General features: G+C 62.1%; 21 protein-coding genes. 7 read left to right on the forward strand and 14 right to left on the reverse strand.

Going from position 1 to position 20,548, the window contains the following annotated elements:
• Window positions 1–25 precede the first annotated feature (25 nt).
• Window positions 26–679, reverse strand: a complete 654-nt coding sequence (locus tag AC3FNH_RS03695; RefSeq protein ID WP_276097768.1) for a BON domain-containing protein — start codon at window positions 677–679, stop codon at window positions 26–28.
• 691 nt (window positions 680–1,370) lie between these two features.
• Between AC3FNH_RS03695 and AC3FNH_RS03700 the strand changes: the two genes are divergently transcribed.
• Entirely contained in the window at window positions 1,371–1,826 is a 456-nt protein-coding gene (locus AC3FNH_RS03700; protein WP_276097770.1) for a universal stress protein, read from the forward strand.
• A 35-nt stretch (window positions 1,827–1,861) separates the two neighbouring features.
• Here AC3FNH_RS03700 and AC3FNH_RS03705 read toward each other — a convergent pair whose 3' ends face one another.
• The 4 genes from AC3FNH_RS03705 to AC3FNH_RS03720 form a co-directional block, all read right to left on the reverse strand.
• A complete protein-coding gene (locus tag AC3FNH_RS03705) occupies window positions 1,862–2,041 on the reverse strand; it encodes a DUF2188 domain-containing protein (protein ID WP_488719107.1) in 180 nt (59 codons plus the stop codon).
• A gap of 88 nt (window positions 2,042–2,129) precedes the next feature.
• The gene (locus AC3FNH_RS03710; RefSeq protein ID WP_276097771.1) at window positions 2,130–2,774 is read right to left on the reverse strand and encodes a BON domain-containing protein; all 645 of its coding nucleotides are present in this window, start codon (window positions 2,772–2,774) and stop codon (window positions 2,130–2,132) included.
• 82 nt (window positions 2,775–2,856) lie between these two features.
• Window positions 2,857–3,033, reverse strand: a complete 177-nt coding sequence (locus tag AC3FNH_RS03715) for a hypothetical protein (protein WP_488719108.1) — start codon at window positions 3,031–3,033, stop codon at window positions 2,857–2,859.
• A gap of 59 nt (window positions 3,034–3,092) precedes the next feature.
• The gene (locus AC3FNH_RS03720; protein WP_276097773.1) at window positions 3,093–3,515 is read right to left on the reverse strand and encodes an Hsp20/alpha crystallin family protein; all 423 of its coding nucleotides are present in this window, start codon (window positions 3,513–3,515) and stop codon (window positions 3,093–3,095) included.
• Between the two features lie 248 nt (window positions 3,516–3,763).
• On the opposite strand from AC3FNH_RS03720, the gene AC3FNH_RS03725 reads away from it, so the two are divergent.
• The 3 genes from AC3FNH_RS03725 to AC3FNH_RS03735 are packed head-to-tail and all read left to right on the forward strand — an operon-like array spanning window position 3,764 to window position 6,603.
• Window positions 3,764–4,168, forward strand: coding sequence for a response regulator (locus AC3FNH_RS03725; RefSeq protein WP_488719109.1), 405 nt, complete (start codon window positions 3,764–3,766; stop codon window positions 4,166–4,168).
• A 27-nt stretch (window positions 4,169–4,195) separates the two neighbouring features.
• Window positions 4,196–5,020 (forward strand): helix-turn-helix domain-containing protein, encoded by an 825-nt coding sequence (locus tag AC3FNH_RS03730; RefSeq protein WP_488719110.1) that lies wholly within the window; start codon window positions 4,196–4,198, stop codon window positions 5,018–5,020.
• 44 nt (window positions 5,021–5,064) lie between these two features.
• The gene (locus AC3FNH_RS03735) at window positions 5,065–6,603 is read left to right on the forward strand and encodes a thymidine phosphorylase family protein (protein WP_276097776.1); all 1,539 of its coding nucleotides are present in this window, start codon (window positions 5,065–5,067) and stop codon (window positions 6,601–6,603) included.
• 60 nt (window positions 6,604–6,663) lie between these two features.
• On the opposite strand, the gene AC3FNH_RS03740 is transcribed toward AC3FNH_RS03735, so the two are convergent.
• From AC3FNH_RS03740 to AC3FNH_RS03770, 7 genes are all read right to left on the reverse strand, one after another.
• Window positions 6,664–7,311, reverse strand: coding sequence for a response regulator (locus AC3FNH_RS03740; RefSeq protein WP_488719111.1), 648 nt, complete (start codon window positions 7,309–7,311; stop codon window positions 6,664–6,666).
• Window positions 7,289–8,848: a PAS domain-containing sensor histidine kinase gene (locus tag AC3FNH_RS03745; RefSeq protein WP_488719112.1), complete on the reverse strand. Its 1,560-nt coding sequence runs from the start codon at window positions 8,846–8,848 to the stop codon at window positions 7,289–7,291. The genes AC3FNH_RS03740 and AC3FNH_RS03745 overlap by 23 nt, the downstream gene beginning before the upstream one ends.
• Before the next feature lie 125 nt (window positions 8,849–8,973).
• On the reverse strand, window positions 8,974–11,661 hold the full coding sequence (gene mgtA, locus AC3FNH_RS03750) for a magnesium-translocating P-type ATPase (RefSeq protein WP_488719113.1): 2,688 nt from the start codon (window positions 11,659–11,661) through the stop codon (window positions 8,974–8,976).
• A gap of 15 nt (window positions 11,662–11,676) precedes the next feature.
• Window positions 11,677–12,132 (reverse strand): universal stress protein, encoded by a 456-nt coding sequence (locus AC3FNH_RS03755; RefSeq protein ID WP_276097779.1) that lies wholly within the window; start codon window positions 12,130–12,132, stop codon window positions 11,677–11,679.
• Between the two features lie 69 nt (window positions 12,133–12,201).
• Window positions 12,202–12,732, reverse strand: a complete 531-nt coding sequence (locus AC3FNH_RS03760; protein ID WP_488719114.1) for a flavodoxin family protein — start codon at window positions 12,730–12,732, stop codon at window positions 12,202–12,204.
• Between the two features lie 240 nt (window positions 12,733–12,972).
• Window positions 12,973–14,331, reverse strand: coding sequence for an MBL fold metallo-hydrolase RNA specificity domain-containing protein (locus AC3FNH_RS03765; protein WP_488719115.1), 1,359 nt, complete (start codon window positions 14,329–14,331; stop codon window positions 12,973–12,975).
• A gap of 13 nt (window positions 14,332–14,344) precedes the next feature.
• Window positions 14,345–15,175 carry a universal stress protein gene (locus tag AC3FNH_RS03770; protein ID WP_276097782.1) on the reverse strand — a complete coding sequence of 277 codons (831 nt, stop codon included), beginning with the start codon at window positions 15,173–15,175 and terminating at the stop codon, window positions 14,345–14,347.
• Window positions 15,176–16,020: 845 nt separating this feature from the next.
• On the opposite strand from AC3FNH_RS03770, the gene AC3FNH_RS03775 reads away from it, so the two are divergent.
• The 3 genes from AC3FNH_RS03775 to AC3FNH_RS03785 all read left to right on the forward strand — a co-directional run bounded on the left by AC3FNH_RS03775 (window position 16,021) and on the right by AC3FNH_RS03785 (window position 19,466).
• Entirely contained in the window at window positions 16,021–16,137 is a 117-nt protein-coding gene (locus AC3FNH_RS03775) for a universal stress protein (RefSeq protein ID WP_488719246.1), read from the forward strand.
• 31 nt (window positions 16,138–16,168) lie between these two features.
• Complete coding sequence (locus AC3FNH_RS03780; protein WP_276097784.1) at window positions 16,169–16,447, forward strand: DUF1488 family protein; 279 nt, start codon at window positions 16,169–16,171, stop codon at window positions 16,445–16,447.
• 1,594 nt (window positions 16,448–18,041) lie between these two features.
• The gene (locus AC3FNH_RS03785) at window positions 18,042–19,466 is read left to right on the forward strand and encodes a DUF2252 domain-containing protein (protein WP_488719116.1); all 1,425 of its coding nucleotides are present in this window, start codon (window positions 18,042–18,044) and stop codon (window positions 19,464–19,466) included.
• 91 nt (window positions 19,467–19,557) lie between these two features.
• Here AC3FNH_RS03785 and AC3FNH_RS03790 read toward each other — a convergent pair whose 3' ends face one another.
• Window positions 19,558–20,028: a universal stress protein gene (locus AC3FNH_RS03790; RefSeq protein ID WP_488719117.1), complete on the reverse strand. Its 471-nt coding sequence runs from the start codon at window positions 20,026–20,028 to the stop codon at window positions 19,558–19,560.
• Between the two features lie 77 nt (window positions 20,029–20,105).
• Window positions 20,106–20,453, reverse strand: coding sequence for a hypothetical protein (locus AC3FNH_RS03795; protein WP_488719118.1), 348 nt, complete (start codon window positions 20,451–20,453; stop codon window positions 20,106–20,108).
• Between the last annotated feature and the right edge of the window lie 95 nt (window positions 20,454–20,548).

Consider the following 20,548-nt stretch of genomic DNA (forward strand, 5'->3'; position numbering starts at 1 on the left):
GGTCGCCGGGTATCGCGCGTCCGGCTCAAAGATCGACCCGGATATTGTTGTCCACTGAAATCACCCCGGGCGCGGACCACGCGGCGTTGTACGCGGCCTCGCGCTCGGCCCAGGTGCGCAGGCTCCCGCCCAGCTTGACGTCTCCCTCCGAAACCGCCACGGTCACATGGCTCGCATCCACAACCGCCTGACGCTGGATCGCATCCCGGATCCGCTGGCCGAGGTCACGCTGATCCACCATCGGTCGGACGGCGATGGCGTTGGTGACACCTGTCACGCCGAACAGACCCGCGACAGCACGCTCGGCCGCCGTGCGCTGGTAATTCCAGTCGACGTCCCCGGTCAGCGTGATCACGCCATGCTCGACCAGGATCTTGATGCGATCGCCGGGCACCATTGCCTGCCAGGACAGGACATTGGAAGCTGCCCGCGCAATGTCACTGTCGGTGCGCCGGCAGTCGTCCGGCAGTCGCACATCCAGTTCAACAGCCAGTGCCTTGACGCCGGGGATTCGCTTCACCGCGGCTTCGGCTGCGTACTTCTCGGCGAAATTGCGCAGATGCCCAGTGAGCGTCACCACGCCGTCGGCGACCTGCACACCGATCTCGTTCGCGTTGACCGACGGGTCCCAGGTCAACTCTTCGATCACGTCCTGCTTTAGTTGGATATCGCCTTTCATGTTTGTCCTCATATCGTAGGTGTGCCGCTGCGTGTTGCGCCCAGCCACAATCCAGCGTATGCGGTGAGTCCCGACGCCGGTTGATATGTATCATGGAGCCGGCGTTGGGCCGTCCCAGGCCCCTCCAAGGGCGAGCAACAGTGCCACGTCCTGCAGTCCCTGCGGGCGAGCCTGAATGTGGCCGATGCTGTCCATGGCGTCCTGGCTGACGGACCTGGCATCAATCTGTCCACGACTTGTGCAGTTTGTCGTACTGGCCCTCCACCGTCTTTAGGCTCGCGGCTGCGGCGTCGACCTGTGCCTTCGCCACCTCCAAAGTTTCCTTGCGCAGGCTGTGCTAGCAATTGCGCGAGCCGGGCATCAGCGGCATCCGCCTGCGCGGACTGCTGCTGCGCCAGCGCGCGTTGGACCGAGTCTGGTGGTCAGCAGTTCGTCGCCGCGCTTGGGCCTGACCCTCCCGGACGGCGATCTTGGCCACGGTGCCGGTCACCTCAGGGTAGACACTGACGCTGGCCCCGCTGTCCTGTTCGCTTTCCATGATGCCGTTGGCGTAGATGTCACTTCCGCCGGCGTGCAGCACCGGTACCGGCATTCTTGAGGTGAGTCAATACTGTTGCGTGCCTTCCACCTACTCTGTCCACAGGCGCAAAGGACTTTTCCTGCGCCGTCCTACGGATGACAGGAGGTGTCCATGTACAGGAGAATTCTCGTTGCGGCGGACGGCAGCCATGCATCGCGGCTGGCGACCCTGCAGGCCATCGAGATGGCCAAGGCGTGCGACGCGGAAGTGAAGGTCATCTACGTCGTCGACGATAGCGAAGCGCTGCTCGGCGTCGCCTTCATTGATCGCGAGAGCCTCCTGCGCAACATAATGGCCTATGGACAGGAAGTCCTCGACGGATGGTCAAAACTGCTAGGCGCTACGGGCGTGCGCCATTCCGTGGCACTACTGGACAAGCCCATCTCAAAGGGCCGCATTGCCGAGACCATCCTCGCACAGGCGGATCAGTGGGATGCCGACCTGATTGTCCTGGGTACGCACGGGCGGCGCGGATTCCTTCGCGTCGTCATGGGCAGTGTGGCTCAAGGTGTCGTTCACCAGAGCAGCAGACCCGTACTGCTGGTGCGCAGTCCTGCGGAATATTGACGAAGTCGCCCATTGGAAGGGCCGGGGTGCCTGTATCAGGGCAGCGGGAGCCCTCGCCCAGGCGTGGTCCGCTCTTCATCCGCATGACGCCTGGCCCAGCGATGCGCCTGGGCGATAGCGATGCGAATCGCCATGCCATCTGCGTACCCCTCATTCAATAGCGCATTGGCAATCTCGATTGCCTTCTCCCGGACGGCCGGCTGCAGGTTCTTCATCGACGAGGGATAGCTGCCTGAACTCCAGGGCATGATCAAACCTTCACACGAAGTCGAGGCCCAAGGGACCTCGACTTCGCGCTGCCTGTCAGGACAGTTGCAGGTTGTCCACCACAGCAGCCACGCCTGGCGCGGACCACGCCGCGCCGACAGCCGCCAGGCGCTCTGCGCGCGAATCCACGTGGCCGCTGAGCGTCACCGTTCCGTCCCGCATCGATACATCGATATGCTTCGCCTCACGCTCGACATGCCGGCGCAATGCGGCTTCGATCCGCTCCACCACATCGGCGGGAGCAGTACGCACCAGCATCTTGATCTGGTTCGTGACGCCCGTCACGCCGCGCAGGTGCGACACGGTAGATTCGGCAAGCTTGCGCTGGTAGCCCCACTCCACTTCCCCGGTGAGGGTCACCCAACCCTTCTCGACACGCAGTTTGATGGCATCCGCGGGCACATGTACATGCCACTGCAGGGCATCGCTTGCGGCGGTAGCAATCGCTTCGTCGCTGACCAGGCTTGCAAGCCTGACATCCAGGTTCACCACGACCGCGCGCACGCCAGACACCTTCTCGGCAGCGCGCTCCGCCGCGAGTTTCTCCGCATAGCTGGGGAGATGCCCGCTGAGCGTGACAACGCCCTCGTGGACCTCGACACCGACGGCGGCCGCATCGATAGCAGGATCCCAGTCCAGCTCTTCCGCGACCTCTTTCTTGAGTTGAAGATCAGTTTTCATGGATAGCATCTCATGATGCGGCGTGGTGGAACGGCGTCCGCCACGCCAATGCAGCGCCGAGGCGGCGATTCTGCACCAGGACTCAGACACGAAGCGGTGACTGGGTGCGGCCGGAACGCTCGCGTTCCTGTTCGTTACGCACGATCGTGGAAAGCATGCCCCACTCCGCCGCCATCGCCCCGAGGATGTCGTCCATCGAGACGACGCCAACAATGGCCTCGCCATCCAGCACACCAAGTCTGCGGACACCATGGGACATCAGCTGCGCGTACAAACCTCGTCGATTCTCATTGCCGCACTCCTTCTCGAATTCCTGCCTCACTTCACGGTAATCCGCTGCTGCGGCGAACTTTCCTTCTTGGGCAACACCACCCGCAGCACACCGTTTTCGTAACTCGCGTCGACCTTGCCCTCATCGATGCTGGCGTCCAGCGTGAAAGCGCGCTGCATCGAACCGCTGTAGCGCTCCCGCCGGATCACGCGCTCGCCTTCCTTTTGCTCGGAAGACTTTTCCACCTTTGCGCTGATCATCACGGTCCCGCGGTCAACGGATACATCAATGTCCTCCTTCTTGACTCCCGGCATTTCCGCAGTCAATGTGTAGGCGTTATCCGACTCCGACACATCCACCTTGAACGCCAGGCCGGTATCCGCTGTACCTCGGAACGAGCGCAACATACCCTGCAGCATGTCGCTGATAGGCTCGACCGAAAAGGGCTCAAAGTGCCTGAGGTTGGTCATAGTGATCTCCTTGCTTGACTGAAACACAACCGGATATGCCGGCTGCTTTCAGATTGGCAGTTGCCAGGCGCCGCCGTTTGTTCTGCATCAAGATCGTTGCATCGGCCCATGTGGCGCCGGATTGACTTGCCCGTGCGGGAGATTTCGGCGCAGCGGTCAGGTAAACCTGACAATGCGGCCCGCAAGCCTGACACAAGTCTCAGCACTGCCTGATTTCGGAATGCTTTGCCGGCAACGATACTGGGTACATGAGAAACCGCACCCAGCCCCACGGTCTGACTGTCTACGTTCTTGAACATGCGAGTCCGATCCGGATACGGCAATTGCGCATGCTCAAGACTGTCGCCGGTATGCAGGTGGTCGGGACGGGTACGGATCCTGATTCCGACTTGCCGGCAATTGAGGCGCTGCGTCCCGATGTCGTGCTGGTCGGGCAGCGGACCGGACAGTCCTTGCGCCAGGTCCGATTGCTGACAGCGAAGCTGCCGGAGAGCATCGTGATCGTGCTCACCAATAGCGGGTCCTCGTTGATGCGGAGGGCCTGCCTGCGGGCCGGCGGGAGTTACTGCTTCGACAAGACGCTGGAAGTCGACGAACTGCACAGCGCACTGCTTGAGATCGCCAGTATGGGGCAGCGGAGCAGTGGACCATAGGAGTACCGGGTGTCGGGGCAGGCAGACATGCTCCGCAGCGCCCGCCATCTGGATCTGGAGACAACGATGTTCGGAACCAGCGATTCGCCTTCGACCGACCTGTCGCAGGATGAGGTCAACGCTCCCGTTGGCCATCATGCCAGCCGCGCCACCAACAGCGCGCCGAGATTGCGAGCCCAGTGTTCGAGTTGCATACTTAGGCATGTCTGCATGGCATCCAGCCTCGACGACTCCGACGTCATTCGCCTGGACAGCGTGGTGCGCAACTGGAGGACGATCAAGCAGGGACAGGCGCTCTACCGGGCCGGAGACCCGTTCCAGAGCATCTATGCGCTGCGCTCGGGTTCGCTCAAGACCGTGCTGTCCCACGCGAGCGGACGGGAATATGTCTCCGGCTTCTTCCTTCCCGGCGAGACCGTTGGGTTGGATGGCATCGCGACAGAGTTCCATACATGCGATGCGATTGCCCTGGAAGATAGCGCCGTGTGCGTGATCCCGTTCCATTTGCTGGAAACCCTTTGTCGCGAGGTCAAATCCCTGCAACAGCAGGTGCACAGGATGTTGAGCGCGGAGATCGTGCGCGAAACCGGCCAGATGATGCTGCTTGGCAACCTCTCGGCGGAGCAGCGGGTTGCCGCCTTCCTGCTCAACATCTCGGATCGTCTGCGGCGCAGGGGCTACTCCGCGACCTGTTTTACATTGCGGATGACGCGCGAAGACATCGGCAGCTTCCTCGGCATGACCTTGGAAACGGCTAGCCGGACGTTGTCGCGCTTCCAGCAGGACGGACTGATCCGGGTCCAGGGCAAGCAGATCGAACTGCTCGATCTTGACGCCCTCGACAAGCGTTGAGTGCCCCATGGGTGCCGTCTGTATCGCCTGGCGGGAGTGCGCCAATGCTGGCCAATGAACTGCCGCTTGCCACGGACGACGGCCAGGCGGCCGAGCCGCTGATCTTCAAGCCGCTCGGCATCGATACGTGGCAGGAGCATGTGATCTACCTCCATCCGGACTGCACAGTTTGCCGCTCGGAAGGCTTTACCGCACAGGCTCGGGTCCAGGTGCAAATCGGCGACAGGCGCATCATTGCCACCCTGAACCTGGTAGGTGCGCCGCTGCTGGAAACCGCGCAAGCCAGTCTTTCCGCGAGCGCGGCGCTGGCGCTGGCGGCGCGGGCCGGCGACGTAGTCAGGATCAGCCATGCCCCGGCCCTCGAATCGGTACGTGCCTTGCGGGCAAAGATATATGGGCGTCGGCTGGATGGTGCCCAGATTGAGTCCATCGTCCGGGATATCTCTGCAGGCAGGTATCCCGATGTCCACATTTCGGCATTCCTGGCCGCATGCGCTGACGGCCGCATGAACGGTCGAGAGACCGTGGACTTGACGCGATCCATGGTCAATTCTGGCGAGCGGCTGGTCTGGGACCAGCCCGTGGTGGCCGACAAGCACTGCGTGGGTGGCTTGCCTGGCAACCGGACCACACCCATTGTGGTCGCCATTGCGGCAGCAGGCGGCCTGATCCTGCCCAAGACCTCTTCGCGGGCGATCACCTCCCCGGCGGGTACCGCCGACACGATGGAGACTCTGACCCGCGTGGCACTAGACGCGGCCGAATTGCGGCATGTCGTGGAGCGCGTCGGCGCATCCCTGGTCTGGGGTGGCGCCCTGAACCTGAGTCCGGCGGACGACATCCTGATCCGCGTGGAGCGGGCGCTCGACATTGACAGCGACGCGCAGCTGGTTGCCTCCATCCTTTCCAAGAAAATTGCAGCCGGCTCCACTCATATCCTGATCGATGTGCCGGTCGGCCCCACTGCCAAAGTTCGCGAGGACAGGGATCTCGAGCGCCTCGACGCCGCCATGCGACATGTGGCCGACGCGTTCGGGCTTCAGATTCTGATGGTGCGCACCGACGGCACTCAACCGGTCGGCAAGGGCATCGGGCCCGCGCTGGAAGCACGCGACGTTCTTGCCGTCCTGCAGCGAACGGTGGCGGCGCCGCCAGACCTGCGCGAGCGATCACTGATGCTGGCAGGTGCCCTGCTGGAATTCTGCGGCGCGGTGCCGCCGGGCCAGGGTACGAGCACGGCCGGCAGCTTGCTCGACAGTGGCGCAGCGTGGCGCAAGTTCGAGACGATCTGCGAAGCGCAGGGCGGCCTGCGCATTCCTGGCGAGGCAATCTTTCGCCGGGACATTGTGGCGCCGCATAGCGGCACGGTCACCGCCATCGATAACCGCCACATTGCCCGCACCGCGAAGCTGGCCGGCGCACCTATGCGGCACGTCGCGGGCATCGAGATGCGGGTACGGGTCAACGACGAGATCCGCGCCGGGCAGCCGCTGTTCACCATCCATGCTCAGGCTTCAGGCGAACTGGACTACTCATGCAGCTATGCCCTGGCACACCCGGCTGTCTCCATCGCACCGCACTGACAAGGGTGTCCCGGATCGCCCCTGGGTTGCCCCGCGAGGCGCCCGGGCGCAAGGCATCCGTCAGATGTCCTCTTCCTCATCGAACAGGTGGTGACGCATGGCATAGCGAAGCAGTGCGGCTTCGCTGGGCATCTGCATCTTCTCCATCAGTCGCATCTTGTAGGTGCTGACAGTCTTGGCACTCACGCACAGCGCGGCAGCGATGGTCGTGAGAGGTTCGCCCAGCACCAGGCGCCGATAGACCTCCAGTTCACGGTCCGACAGATGCAGGTGCGGCGCCTGGTCCTGGTTGTCCTGCAGACTGGTTGCCAGCTTGCCTGCAATGGCCTGGCTGACGTAGGTGCCACCGCTGGCCACCTGATTGATGGCAGAAACCAGCTCGGTCGCTGCGCTTTCCTTGGTCAGGTAGCCGGCAGCACCGGCCTGGAAGGCGCGCACAATGTATTGCTGCTCCGCATGCATGGTCAGCACGAGGATGCGCAGCGCGGGCTGTTCGTCCCGCAGCAGGCGGATCAGCTCCAGGCCACTGCGGCCGGGCATCGACAGATCGAGCAGCAAGACCTGCGGTGCACAGTCGCGCACCAGCCTGAGGACCTGCGTACCGTCGGCGGCCTCGCCGACCACTTCGAACTTGCCGGCGCGCTCGAGGATGTGCTTGAGGCCATCGCGCACGACCGCATGGTCGTCAGCAATGAATACGCGCGTCATCTCTGCCCCCCTTTGCGGACGGAATCTGCACAACCAGACCAAATCCCTTGCCAGGAGCACTGTCGACTGAGACGGCGCCCCCAAGCAGGCGCGCCCGCTCGCGGATGCCCAGCAGCCCCAGTGACTTGCGCGGCCCGCTTCCGGAAGGCTGCTTGTCCCAGCCTACACCATTGTCCTGTACGCGCAGTTCGATCTGGCCATCTGCCTCGGCGAGGCGGATGCTGACGGCGCTCGCATCGGCATGGCGGGCGACATTGCTAAGCGCCTCCTGCACGATGCGGAACACGGCGATGGCCGTCTGCTCCGGGACATCGGCGTCGACGCCGTCGACGGTTACTGGCAAACCATAGCGTCCGGAGAAATCACTCGCCAGCCATTCAATGGCCGTCAGCATGCCAAGTTCGTCCAGCAAAGCTGGCCGGAGATCGCTGGCGATGCGGCGGACCGATGCCACGGTATCGTCGATGACGTCGTTCATCGACGCGATCTCGGCCAGGACGCCTTCGGTGTCCCGGCGCTCCTTGACGTCAGCGGCAAGCATGGCCATGTCCATCTTCAATGCGCTCAGGCGCTGGCCGAGGTCGTCATGGAGTTCACGAGCGATACGAGCCTTTTCTTCTTCACGGGTAGCCAGGATGCTGTCCGAGAGCTGTTGCAACTCCTCCCTTGACCGCCGCAGCGCTGCGTCGGCGCTGACGCGCTCGGTAATATCGCGCAGCATCACGGTATAGAGCCTGGTGCCACCGTCAACGATCTGGGAGATGGATGCTTCGATCGGAAACTCGCTGCCATCCCGGCGCACGGCATAGAGGGCGCGCTGTCGCCCCATTTGCCGGTCCGATACACCCGTGATGCCGAACCGGCGCACATGCTCTTCATGGGCCACCCGGAAGCGCTCCGGGACAAAATCGCTGAGTGGCCGACCGATCGCGTCTTGCGCCGGCCAGCCAAACAGTTTCTCGGCCATGGGATTGAACAAGACAACCCGTTGGCTGCTGTCCACCGAGATGATGGCTTCCATGGAAGACTGGATGATTCCCGCCAGCCGCGCCTCGCTTTCCTTGACGCGCTGAAGGCCGGCCTGCATGGCTTCCTCGGCGCGGGTGCGCTCGGTGATATCGCGCAGCATCACGGTCAACAGGCGGTAGCCACCGCGTGTCGTCTGCGAAATCGAGGCTTCAATCGGAAACTCGCTGCCATCGCGGCGCAGCGCATAGAGCGCGCGCTGGCGCCCCATTTGCCGATCCGATACGCCAGTGATGCCGAACCGCCGCACATGCTCCTCATGGGCAGCGCGGAAGCGCTCGGGAATGAAGTCGCTCAGCGGCCGGCCAATCGCTTGTTCGGCCGGCCATGCGAACAGGGTTTCCGCCATGGGATTGAACAACACCACGCGTTGCCTGCTGTCCACTGAGATGATGGCTTCCATCGAAGAGCGAATGATTCCCGCCAGTTGCGCCTGGCTTTGCTGCGGCCAGCGATAAGTGCGCTTTGCGGAACGGCGCCCGTGTCGCATCCGGATCGAATAGTTGGTCATTCTCCTGGCCATGACGCCCTGACCACACAGAAAAAGTCCTCAAGAGAATATACATCTGTGCACGCCAGCTGCAACAAGGCGCCAGATACACTGGCCAAGTTGTGCGCGGGCGGCAAATCGGGAGCTCAGTCCAGCTCCAGGTATCTTGCAAGCAACCTTCTCATGCCAAAGCTTAGCAAGAGATACCCGGCCAGTACCGGGCCGAGCATCAGCCACATGGAGGACGTCGGTTCATGCAGGTGGAGGACGGACGCGAACGGCGAATACGGAAGCCAAATACCAAACAGGCATACGGCGACGGTCGCGACAAGCAACGCTGCGCTTGGCCGGCTTTCAACGAAAGGAATCCGGCTTGTCCGGATGATATGCACGACCAAAGTCTGGGAGAGGAGCGACTCGAGGAACCATCCGGTCTGGAAGAGCGGGGCAGCCGCGGGGGTATTCGCGCCAATCCACCAGTACAGAGCAGCGAAAGTCACATAATCAAACAGCGAGCTGACCGGGCCCAGGCAGAGGATGTAGCGGCGAACCTTGCCAACCTCCCATCGCCGCGGGCGGCTTAGTGCAGAGCTGTCCACATTGTCCGTGGGCAGGGCAGTCTGCGAGATGTCGTACAGCAGATTGTTGGTCAACAACTGAATAGGTGCCATCGGCAGGAATGGAAGCCATGCGCTCGCGCCCAGCACACTGAAGATATTGCCAAAGTTCGAGCTCGCGCCCATGCGCAGGTATTTGAGCAAGTTGACGAACACTCGCCGGCCCTCCATGACGCCGTCGTGCAGCACCGTCAGGCTCTTCTCCAGCAAGATGACCCCAGCCGACTCCTTGGCGATGTCGACGGCATTGTCGACCGAGATGCCAACGTCAGCGGCCTTGAGGGCCGGGCCGTCATTGATGCCGTCACCGAGCACGCCCACCACCCTGCCCTGTTCGCGCAGCGCCTGCACCAAAGCCTCCTTGTGCGATGGACTGAGTTTGGCAAACAAGGCATTGTCGCGTGCCACCACCGCCAGTTCCGCGGGGCTGAGCCGGTCCAGTTCGCTGCCAAGTACCACTCGCCCGTCGGGCAGGCCGACCATACGGCAGACTTTGCTGGTGATTCTCGGGCTATCGCCGGTAAGAATTTTTACGTCGACCCCGCTCTCGCGCAACGCCGCCAATGCGGCGGCGGCGCTCTCCTTGGGCGGATCGATAAAGGCGATATAGCCGACCAACTCCATCGCCGCTTCATCGGCAATGCCGTATGCATGCGATGCCGCCGCTGGCGGCAGAGGCTTGCTTGCGATCGCTATGACGCGATACCCGTCCTCGTTCAGCTGCTCGCTCTGGTGAATCAGCGCGGCCCGGTGAGCATTGTCGAGCTCGACGACGGCTTCGCCGATGCGCGCGGTAGCGCACCCGTCGAAGACTTCCTCCACCGCACCCTTGCAGATGAGCACGCGCGCTTCATGCCCTTGCTCTGTGCTCTCGACCACGACCGACATGCGCCGACGGGTGAAATCAAACGGAACTTCGTCAACCACGCGCCAGTACTCACGGATTTGCATGCGATTGCCCACGTCCTCGTGCTGGAGCACCGCGACGTCAAGCAAATTGCGCAAGCCGGACTGGAAGAAGCTGTTCAGGTACGCCAGTTCCAGCACCCGCTCGCTTTCCTTGCCGTCGAGATCGAGGTGATGCTTCAGAGTGACGCGATCCTGTGTCAGCGTGCCGGTCTTGTCGGTGCAGAGCACGTCCATCGCGCCAAGGTTCTGGATCGCGTTGAGGCGTTTGACAATGACCTTGCGCCTTGACATCACCAGCGCACCCTTGGCCAGGTTAACGGTGACAAGCATGGGAAGCATCTCGGGGGTCAAGCCGACACCCACGGCGACGGCAAAAAGCAAGGCTTCAAACCAGTCGCCCTTGGTCAATCCGTTGATGACGAACACCAGCGGCGCCATCACGAGGATGATGCCAAGCATCAGGCGGCTGATGCGCCCCAGGCCCTCTTCAAAAACCGTCAGCGGCTCGCGCGCAGCGACAGCATGCGCAATGTGGCCGAACATCGCGTTGCGGCCCGTCAGCACGACCAGCGCCGTAGCGGTCCCGCTGACCACGGCGGTCCCCATCAGTGCCAGGTTAGCGATATCGCCGGCTGTGTCGCCGCTGGCGCCATCTACCGCGAACTTCTCGACCGGCATGGATTCGCCCGTCAGCGCCGCCTGGTTCACAAACAGATCCTTGGCCGTCAGAAGACGCACATCGGCGGGGACGAGGTCTCCGGCGGCAAGGTGAATGACATCGCCGGGCACGAGTTCGGCGATCGGGATGTCCGCGGTCGCCGGCGGTACCCCCGGGGCCGTGCGGCGCCGGACGCCAATGACAGTGTGAACCATCGCCCGCAATGCGGCCGCTGCACGGCCCGACCGGCTCTCTTGCCACGTCGCCAGCATGACGCTTAGCGCGACCATGCAGATGATGACCGATGCCGCCTGCCAGTCGTGAATCAGACCGGACAGTGCTGCCAGGCTGATCAGCATCAGGTTCAACGGGTTGCGCAGGCGCCTAAGGAGGTCCGGCACGAAGCGGTGCTGCCGCTCGGCGGCGACCTGGTTGGCGCCATGGCGAAGTCTGCGCGTCAGCACCTCGTCGGCACTCAAGCCATCCATGCTCGACGACAGCAGGGAAAAGGCCTCTGCGACACTGCCCGCCGCGGCACGCCCGAGCAATGACGGAGTGCCGTTGGTGCGGCTCGCGGCCTCCTCGTCGACAACAGTCGTGCCGGGCGCTTCCGCGTTCGGGAGGGCGCTCGGTACAATGCCGGCCTTCATGACAATGGCCGGCCCTCATGCTTCGTCGGGCGCCCTCACAAGCAGTACTGGCACGGGGCACTGGCGCGCAAGATTTTCGGCCACGCTTCCCAGCAACCAGCGGCTAACACCGTGGCGCCCATGCGTGCCAAGCACGACCACTTCCGCCCCGCAGTCCTCCACAAGTTTAAGGATCTGGTGGGCGATATCGCCCAGCGCCAGGATCTCGTCGACCATGACGGTGCGGCAGCGAACGTGCTTGGCACTGGCCTTCTCCTGTGCCTCTGCCAGCAGGTCCTGGCCGCCTTTGATCAGGCCAGTACGCAACTCCGTCAGGTCAACGTACCCCATGTCGTATTTCAGGTAGCCGTTGTCAATGACATGAACGACCTGAAGCTCGGCGTCGCAGGTGGCAGCCAGCCCGATCGCCTGGTCCAGGGCAAGGTCGCTGCAGTGGCTGCCATCGACCGCCACCAGAATCTTCTTGTACATGCGCATCTCCATCAGGGGTTTCACAGATGCAGTTGCCGCGCACCGAGCGTGCCTGCGCCGGCCCGCTCTCTAGACTTCTTTTGGTGAGATCCACACCGGCCGCAAGACCGCCTCAGAGGTTGTCGCTGGTTTGCACAGCGCGGCGGCAAAAGAAGCTAGCGGTTCCGAGGCTGCACCGCTTTGGACGTCCCGCTGCCGCAGCACCAACGCAGGTTGTGGTGTCTTTCCTGTCAGTCGAGCGATGTCGTCCTCGGCCCGGAAGCCCCCGCGGGAAGCCATTACGCATATGGCGGATATGGAACCAGGAAGCGGCGTATTGCCCTGAAGGAATCCGCGCATGGGCGCCGCCAGCCGGCCGAGCCACACCGGGGCGACCACGACTACGTGATCGCATCCCGCGAGCAACGGCCCTTCATACCGGTACGCCGGCTTGCGATGAAGCAGTATGTCCAGCACGCACCGCAGATCCCCGGCTAATCCGGCCCTCGGTGTCTTGTCGCGAACCTCGGCCAGTGTCCAGCCAGTGTGCGCGGCTACGGTCTCGGCGACTTGCCTGGCCGTGCCGGTCCGGGAGTAATAGACGATCAGGTTTTCCGACATGTGGGCCTCCTCATCCGGCAGCGGTCGCGCCGAAGCATCTAGTTGATGCTAGGAAGCCGTCACGAATGCCCATTGATGCATGTCAAGCTTCTCAACTCAGGCGTTCGTTGTTGCTGCGCGTAGAGCAGCGGCTACCAGCGTGGACGCCAGTGCCCCCGGCCCGCGTCAATCTGGCCGGTCTGCGCCACCATGGCGACCTCCGAGCATTGACGACAGGCTGACCAGGCTGACGCAACCACGTTAGTCCAGGCGATAGCTCTTTCGATACTCCGGCATGGTCACCTGCCATCCCAATCCGCGCTCCACCCGCTGGCGCAGCGCATCGCTGGCTTCTGGTTCGCCATGCACGATGAACACACGTCGCGGTTGCGCACGGAAGCCGCCGAGCCATGCCATCAGTTCGTTCGCGTCAGCATGGGCTGACAGACCGTGAATCTGCTCGACCGCTGCACGGATTGTCACATCCTTGCCGTGGATACGCAGTTCACGCTGGCCCGCTGCGAGGACCGCGCCCCGCGTGCCCGGGGCCTGGAAGCCGGCCAGCAAGACCGTGCAACGCGGGTCCGTGCCAAAACTGGCCAGGTGGTGAACAACGCGCCCGCCCGTTGCCATGCCGCTGCCCGCCAGGATGATCTTCGGTGCATGGTCATGGTTCAGCCAGACCGACTGCTCCATGCCTTGCACGGGGATCGGCAAGCCGCATGCGGCCACGCACTCCGCGCGGCCGATCCGGAGCTCGTCCGGATGCAAAGCAAAAATCTGGGTGGCGTCTATCGCCATCGGACTATTGAGATAGATGGGAATATCCGGCATGCGCTTCTCCTCGCGCAACCGGTACAGGCAATACAACAATATCTGTGTGCGTCCCACCGCAAATGCTGGAATGACCAGGGTGCCGCCACGGCCGAGTGTGCTCCCGACGACGTTGGCCATGGCATCCAGCGGATCTTCGTCCGGATGGATGCGGTTGCCATAGGTCGATTCGACGAGCAGGCAATCGGCCTCGCGCACGAACTCCGGCGGCCGCATGACGATGTCGTTCTGCCTGCCAAGGTCGCCAGAGAACACGATGCGCTGTCCGCCAGCATGCAGCGTCACTGCCGCTGCGCCGATAATGTGCCCGGCGTGGTGAAACTCGGCCTCGATGTCCGGGGTCAGTGCAAAGCGTGTGCCGAACGGCTTCGGTTCGAGGCGACGAAGCGCACGCGCCGCGTCGGCGCAGCTGTAGAGCGGAAGGGCCGGCCTGTGCCGGGAGAACGCCTTGCGATTGGCATAGGCAGCGTCTTCTTCAGCAAGCGCTGCGCTGTCCGGCAGCAGAATGCCGCAGAGCTGCGCAGTGCCAAAGGTGCAAAATACGGCACCGCGAAAGCCGTTGCGCACCAGCAGGGGCAGATAGCCGCTATGGTCAATATGCGCATGGGTCAGGATCACGGCATCCAGGGTGGCCGGATCGACCGGCAATGGGTCCCAGTTGCGCAGCCTCAGCGACTTGAATCCCTGAAACAGGCCGCAGTCGACCATGACTCGGCTGCGCCCGGTATCAACCACGTACTTCGAACCGGTGACGGAGTCCGTGGCACCGAGGAATTGCAGTTCCATGTATCACTCCCGGTCAGTGAGACAGTAGCAGCGGGATCTGGCACGCGTGCATCAGGGCCCGCGTCGTGCCGCCCAGGATCAGCTCGCGTACACGGCCGTGACCGTAACCCCCGGCTACTAGCATGTCTGCGCCAAGCACCGGTAGTGCTTCGAGTATCACCGTGCCGACTGACTGTGCGGTCTGTTCCGTACGGACACCGGCAATGACGCCATGGCGCCGCAAATATTGGCGCAAGCCGGCAACCGGCTCGCTATTGGCATCCGGGGTTCCGTGTTCGTCCCAGACGGCAAGGATCGTTATCTTGCTGGCGCAAAGCAGCAGCGGCATGGCATCCGCGACGGCTCTCGCCGCTTCACGGCTTCCATCCCATGCAATCACCATGTGTCCCCCATGCAAGCGCACGGGATGCGGCGGCACGAACAGAACCGGGCGGCCCGCATTCAGCAGCACATACTCCGCGGTGCGCTCCATCGCGCTGTCACCGGGCGGCAGCAAGCCGCCCAGGATGATGATGTCGGCAACGCGTCCTTCCTGCGCCATGACCCAGCCCCACTCGTCTTCAACAACGTGATGCGTGTATGCGGTGCCACAAGCCGCCTGACTGACCACCTCACCCAGCAGCTCGCCGGATTCCGCCGTATGCGCCAGGCGGCTTTGCCGCGCCGCTTCCGCGTGCCTTGCTGCATCCTCCCCGGCGCGGAACAGGGGATCCATCCGTATGCCTGTAGCGCTGACTCCGACCACTTGTCCGCCAAACCGTGCAGCAAGTTCGGCAGCCATGCGAACCCGCGCTGCGCAACCGGCATCCGTGCCCAAAGCGACAAGCACAGTCTTGTAGTCCATGGCTTCTCCCTTGTCAGGCTATCCGATCGACCTTGCCGGTAGTCCGCCAGCGCCCGATTGGGTGGTGCTTTCGCAACTCTGCGCTGCATAATGTGCTGGTGCCAAGGAGGCCCGCGGCTGAGGGGGGCGCAGGAAATTCGGAATTGATGTGCAGGCGCCGCAGCAAAGCAGCGTTACCGGCAACAGGCAGCGCCGCACGACTATCGCCCTCGCGCGCACTGCTGAAATCGTGTTCATGGTCGTCCTCCCATGCCGCGGATGGTCAATGCGACAGCAGGACAGGCACGGTCATTGATTGCAGCATCGTGCGCGTCACACCGCCTCCGCAGATGAAACCTACTCTTCCGCGATTCAATGTAGATTCCTATGCATGCGGGGACTTGTCACACGTCAAGCTTCGTACTGGCGACCGCCCCCATCGCCACAACCTCATTCGGCTTGATACATGTCAAGCCCCACCGGCCCAAGCCATCTAGCCTTGAGGCAGGATCCTCGGAAGGGGCCGCATCACCATGTTTCAGCGAATCCTCCTAGCCGTGGCAGCCGGTCAGCAGAGCTTGCAATCGAACAGGCCATTACTGTCGCCAAGGCCACCGGCGCTGAGATCAGGGTTCTCTTCGTCGTGGACGACAGTGACTTTCCGTTCGAGGTGAGCTATGGGAATTCAACCGGTGTCCTCAGGAAGGTCACAACCCATGGACGCGAGATCCTTGCGGAGACGGCCGACCGAATCTGTGCAGCAGGGATTCCGTGCGTCACCCGGCTGCTCGAGTGTACGAACTCGGCCGACCTAATTGCCGACCATCGTCTCGGAAGCCGCAAAGTGGAGGGCCGACCTGATCGTGATGGGAACGCACGGACGCCGGGGGATTCGGCGCCTTGTCATGGGAAGCGTTTCGCAAGGCGTAGTCGGTCGGAGTACGCTTCCTGTTCTGCTCGCGCGCAGCGACGCGGAGCAATAGTGGTCAGCCGCTTGCATGCAGGATTGTTGCCATGAACCAAGTTATTTTTCCCGAATCGGCGCCGACCTATTGCGCGGCAGGTCCTAGCCTTCAGTGCCCGGCACAGATCGACGGAGCCGCCGCCACGTTTGAGGTGACTGCGGAGGCGTTGGAGGACCATTTCGGTGCACGGTCCTATCTGTATGAAGACCTGGCGTCCGCCTTCGCAACGCATCGCAACGCGATTGAAAAGGTTGCCCGTGGCGTATTCGAGATGACCGGAGCCCGCAACATCGTCCTGCATAGCGGTCATTTCCGGTTTTCCGCGTAGGCACTTACCCCCGGATTGACTGCACACATCAGGCCGTTTGCGCCAGAAAATTCAGGGGCTCACCGTCGTGCTGACCAGTGCATGTCCCTGGCCGCTGCCGGTCGCCACGCAACGTTGCCTTGCCCCAAGCACCCGGCAACCATACGAAGGCTCGCCATGGACCATTCACGATTCGCACTGGCCTGCCTGTCCGCACTGACAATCACTTGTCTGTCGAATGCCGCATTCGCCTACGGCGTCGGCCCACGGGCAGCGCGGATCCCCATGCATGGACCACAAGCCTCGTCGCCTGGCAGGCATAACGGCGGCTTGGATCGCGAGCACCGGATCGCGAGGGATGAACTGATGCCTGTCGGCGTTGGCGCTTGCGCGGCACACCGGCGACTGAGCGCGAGGCATCGTCCCACTGCAAACGGCGTCGACTACTTAAGCGGCCGCGCAGACCCGGATCAGTCCATCGATATGCACGACGTGGCGGGACTCTACAATCTCTGCCTGGCGTTTGCCGGCAAACAGCGGGCATGGATTGCCGGGGTGAGGACTAATATCTACCGACCCAATGGCTCTCTGGTTATCAAGGCGTATGCGGACGGCCCATTCATACTAATCCGCTTGGCACCGGGACGCTATCGCCTGATCGCTGAGTACGATGGCAGTGTGGTTGACACAACCTTGAGAGTTCCCAGGCGCGGAGCCGCCGCTCGCGTGCTGTGGTGGCCCGACTTGGCGAAGTTAGTGGTCTGAACGTCTGGCGACCTCAATTGCGAAGGGATTTTCTGAGCGGAGCACTGTCCTTACGCTTTGATGTAGAGAATCTTACTTCGGGTTTCGGATTTCTATACTTTCGCCTGATTGCAGGTATCTACAGCGAGATTGATATGCTGCAGTCAGCCGCTTCGCCTAGCGACCTCGACATTGATCTTCTTCGCGAAGCGACTTCGAGATTTGAAGAAACCTTATTGCGAGCGCGTAGTTCTTTGCTGATAAATGCAAGGAAACATCTCCTGAGCCCCGAACCAATATGAGGTTCGACCCTGCAATTCAGCGCCCACGCGTGCGCAGGCCATCCTCGCCTTGCTCCGCCGCTTAGATATTGAGCTCGTCTGTTTTCGTGTCGAGCCTAGTTCGCTCGGCGAGAGCTCCTCTGCGCTACGTCAAGTGTTGTTTGGTGTTGTTTGCACTCAAGTCAGGCCTGACAAATGCCGCTTACTGATTTGGATCAACCTCACAGCTTGCACGGAAACTAGCCTTAATCTGCTGCCGGCGTGCCCGGCTGGCGGCGGCATCTGGTCACCAATTGAACTACAGGCTGCTGGAATCGCCTTGCGCCTGGTTGCCGCGCACGCCAGCGTGAGGGGCATGCTCCGGGCGGAAGGACTCGAGGAGCAAGTCGGATACTTCGGACGCCGCATCTCGGTCTCGGACGCAATCGACGAATTCAGAGCATCCGTCACGGAGGGCCCCGCGACACGATGCGCAACAGAATCGGCCTAAGTGCAGATCAGGCATAAGGCAACCACAATCCTCCCCCAGGACTGCGGCGAGGTCTGCTGACCCCGCCTCGCCGAAGGGATCCTGACAGAAGGAACTCGTCATGAACAAACCGGAAAAAGCCAAAAACCTGGTCAATGCGTCTCAGGAGGCCAAGAGCTACCTAACTGCTGACGAGCGCGCAGCCAAAGGAAGGGCGATGCGCGACGCCGTAGCCCGCAGCTCGCATGCCGGCTGGCAGGCTCGGGAAGGTCGCCGCGACCCGGTTGAACTGCTAAACGAATCCAATGCCGGACGGATTCTGGACCTAGTCCCGATCCGATACGGCCGGATGGCGGCATCGCCTTTTGCCTTCTACCGCGGATCTGCGTCGCTCATGGCGGCCGACCTGGCCACCACGCCTTCCAGTGGAATACGAGTACAGGCGTGCGGTGATGCACATCTGATGAATTTTGGCGGATTTGCTACTCCCGAGCGCAACATCATTTTCGACATCAACGATCTCGACGAAACCTTGCCGGCGCCGTTCGAGTGGGATCTTAAGCGGCTTGCGGCCAGTGTGGCCATTGCCGCGGAGCATCTCGCGCTGCCAAAGAGCGAAGCCGCCCGCGTGGTCACCGATCTCGTGCGCGAGTATCGTGAACGCATGTTCAACTATGGATGGATGCGCGCTCTCGACGTCTGGTATGACCGGATCGACCTGCAAAAGTATGAGGATCGCAGTGGAGACCCAGAGATTGTCGCTGTCGCCCGAAAGCGCCTTGCGCAGCGTATCGAGGCGGAAAGGCAAAAGACAGTCGCGGACCATCTCTACCCCAAGCTGGTATCGGAAGAAGGCGAAAGACCGAGAATCAAAGATGAGCCTCCCTTGATCTTCCACCCAACCGATGAACTTGCACCTGGCCTTGCATCGGACTATTCGGAGGCCATAGCAATCTATCGGGAAAGCCTGGCGGAGCATGTCCGTGTTCTGTTCAACCGGTTCCACTTCTTCGACATGGCCATCAAGGTCGTTGGCGTCGGCAGCGTCGGAACCATGTGTGGCGTGGGGCTGTTTCTCGCCGCCGATAACGATCCCCTCTTCTTGCAGGTGAAGGAGGCCCGTGCTTCCGTTCTGGAGCCCTATGCGGGTAAGAGCCTGCATGCCAACCACGGCCAGCGCGTTATCGCCGGCCAGCGCCTCATGCAGGCTGCCAGCGATGTATTCCTGGGCTGGACGCGCGGCGGGAACGGACGCGACTTCTATGTACGCCAACTTCGCGACATGAAGCTTTCTGCGGTGATTGAAGACTGGGATACAGGCATGCTCAGGCAGTACGCTCGCATGTGTGCACACGCCCTTGCACGCGCGCACGCACGTTCGGGCGACGCCGCCATGATCGCAGGCTACATGGGCTCCGGCCAGACCTTTGATGATGCGATTTGCGAATTCGCGACGGAATACTGCTCACAGAACCGCAGCGACTTCCGCGCCTTCGTGGCAGCGATTCGCGAAGGACGCATCGACGCAAGGTCTGAGGAACCATGAGGGCGTGCCGGTACGGCTTGGCCGTACCGGCACGCACCTCTAGTGACAATGGCAGGACTATATGGCCCGTGATATTGCACTATCCGCTACTTCACTCTGGAGCTGGCTCGCTGCATCTCCGCGATCGTGCCAGAAGCAGTGGCTGACTGCTTAGCGCCATGACTTCGCGGACAACGCTACTTATGCGCGGACGGGTCATCCCGCGGTGCCCGTTATCCCCCATCACGATCAGATCCGCTAACCAGTCGTCGGCCTCCGCGACAATCGTTGCAGCGATGTCTTGCTGGGTTGCATGCTTGCCTAGCAAGCGCGTGACGTATCGAACTCCCGCCCGATTGAGCCTCGTGGCGGCTGCTGCAACTACGCCCTCTCCCGCAGTCGCCAGATCCTGTGCCAGTCGGACAGGGTCCGTACCCATCATGTCAAGGAACGGAGCACTTTCATCGACCACAGACATGACCTCCACTTCCGCCCCTGTAGCTTGCGCAATCACGATAGCGTGATCCAGTGCAACGTCGCTCGCTTCGCCGCCATCAAGAGCAACCAAAATTCGATGGTACATGTTATTGGCCCTGTTGCGATCAACACAAGGGGACGAACCGGCGTGCACTGGACGTAACGGATGGCCCGGCTCAAAGCTTACTGGGCCTTCTCATCCGGCTTCTTGACACCCTCTGTATACGGGTCGAACTTGCCGGATTTTGCCCCTTCACTATATGGGTCGAACTTGCCAGATCTCGCTGCACTCGTACCGGTGTCCGGCTTATTCCCGCTTTCGGCCAGGCCGGCCTTGGTTGACTGCTTCGCTCCGTCGGTATAAGGATCGGGCTTGCCGGCCTTTGCCTGGTTCTGCGTCTTCGACTTTGCAGCGTGGCTTCCTCCGTACAGATCGCCGCCGTCCGTGTAGTTCTTCTGTGCGTGAACAACTTGCGTGCCAAGCGCAGCCAAGGAAGCCGCAGTCAGGATTGGGACAATCTTTCTGATCATGATCTTTCTCTCCGTGATCGATGAGGTGGCGCCTGAACTTACAATGTCGACTGTGACCCGACCATTGCCGCAGCACGCCTAGTTCCAGACTAGTG

This window comes from Cupriavidus sp. 22TCCZM01-5 (assembly GCF_057798915.1).

Coding starts and splice junctions, on each gene's coding strand:
- AC3FNH_RS03740 (WP_488719111.1), bottom strand. CDS start 7,311: ATGACGCGCGTATTCATTGCTGACGACCATGCGGTCGTGCGCGATGGC.
- AC3FNH_RS03735 (WP_276097776.1), top strand. CDS start 5,065: ATGCTGGCCAATGAACTGCCGCTTGCCACGGACGACGGCCAGGCGGCC.
- AC3FNH_RS03755 (WP_276097779.1), bottom strand. CDS start 12,132: ATGTACAAGAAGATTCTGGTGGCGGTCGATGGCAGCCACTGCAGCGAC.
- mgtA (WP_488719113.1), bottom strand. CDS start 11,661: ATGAAGGCCGGCATTGTACCGAGCGCCCTCCCGAACGCGGAAGCGCCC.
- AC3FNH_RS03695 (WP_276097768.1), bottom strand. CDS start 679: ATGAAAGGCGATATCCAACTAAAGCAGGACGTGATCGAAGAGTTGACC.
- AC3FNH_RS03795 (WP_488719118.1), bottom strand. CDS start 20,453: ATGATCAGAAAGATTGTCCCAATCCTGACTGCGGCTTCCTTGGCTGCG.
- AC3FNH_RS03770 (WP_276097782.1), bottom strand. CDS start 15,175: ATGGACTACAAGACTGTGCTTGTCGCTTTGGGCACGGATGCCGGTTGC.
- AC3FNH_RS03710 (WP_276097771.1), bottom strand. CDS start 2,774: ATGAAAACTGATCTTCAACTCAAGAAAGAGGTCGCGGAAGAGCTGGAC.
- AC3FNH_RS03775 (WP_488719246.1), top strand. CDS start 16,021: ATGGGAACGCACGGACGCCGGGGGATTCGGCGCCTTGTCATGGGAAGC.
- AC3FNH_RS03715 (WP_488719108.1), bottom strand. CDS start 3,033: ATGTCCCATGGTGTCCGCAGACTTGGTGTGCTGGATGGCGAGGCCATT.
- AC3FNH_RS03730 (WP_488719110.1), top strand. CDS start 4,196: ATGCTCCGCAGCGCCCGCCATCTGGATCTGGAGACAACGATGTTCGGA.
- AC3FNH_RS03745 (WP_488719112.1), bottom strand. CDS start 8,848: ATGACCAACTATTCGATCCGGATGCGACACGGGCGCCGTTCCGCAAAG.
- AC3FNH_RS03780 (WP_276097784.1), top strand. CDS start 16,169: ATGAACCAAGTTATTTTTCCCGAATCGGCGCCGACCTATTGCGCGGCA.
- AC3FNH_RS03705 (WP_488719107.1), bottom strand. CDS start 2,041: ATGAAGAACCTGCAGCCGGCCGTCCGGGAGAAGGCAATCGAGATTGCC.
- AC3FNH_RS03765 (WP_488719115.1), bottom strand. CDS start 14,331: ATGGAACTGCAATTCCTCGGTGCCACGGACTCCGTCACCGGTTCGAAG.
- AC3FNH_RS03785 (WP_488719116.1), top strand. CDS start 18,042: ATGAACAAACCGGAAAAAGCCAAAAACCTGGTCAATGCGTCTCAGGAG.
- AC3FNH_RS03720 (WP_276097773.1), bottom strand. CDS start 3,515: ATGACCAACCTCAGGCACTTTGAGCCCTTTTCGGTCGAGCCTATCAGC.
- AC3FNH_RS03790 (WP_488719117.1), bottom strand. CDS start 20,028: ATGTACCATCGAATTTTGGTTGCTCTTGATGGCGGCGAAGCGAGCGAC.
- AC3FNH_RS03725 (WP_488719109.1), top strand. CDS start 3,764: ATGAGAAACCGCACCCAGCCCCACGGTCTGACTGTCTACGTTCTTGAA.
- AC3FNH_RS03760 (WP_488719114.1), bottom strand. CDS start 12,732: ATGTCGGAAAACCTGATCGTCTATTACTCCCGGACCGGCACGGCCAGG.
- AC3FNH_RS03700 (WP_276097770.1), top strand. CDS start 1,371: ATGTACAGGAGAATTCTCGTTGCGGCGGACGGCAGCCATGCATCGCGG.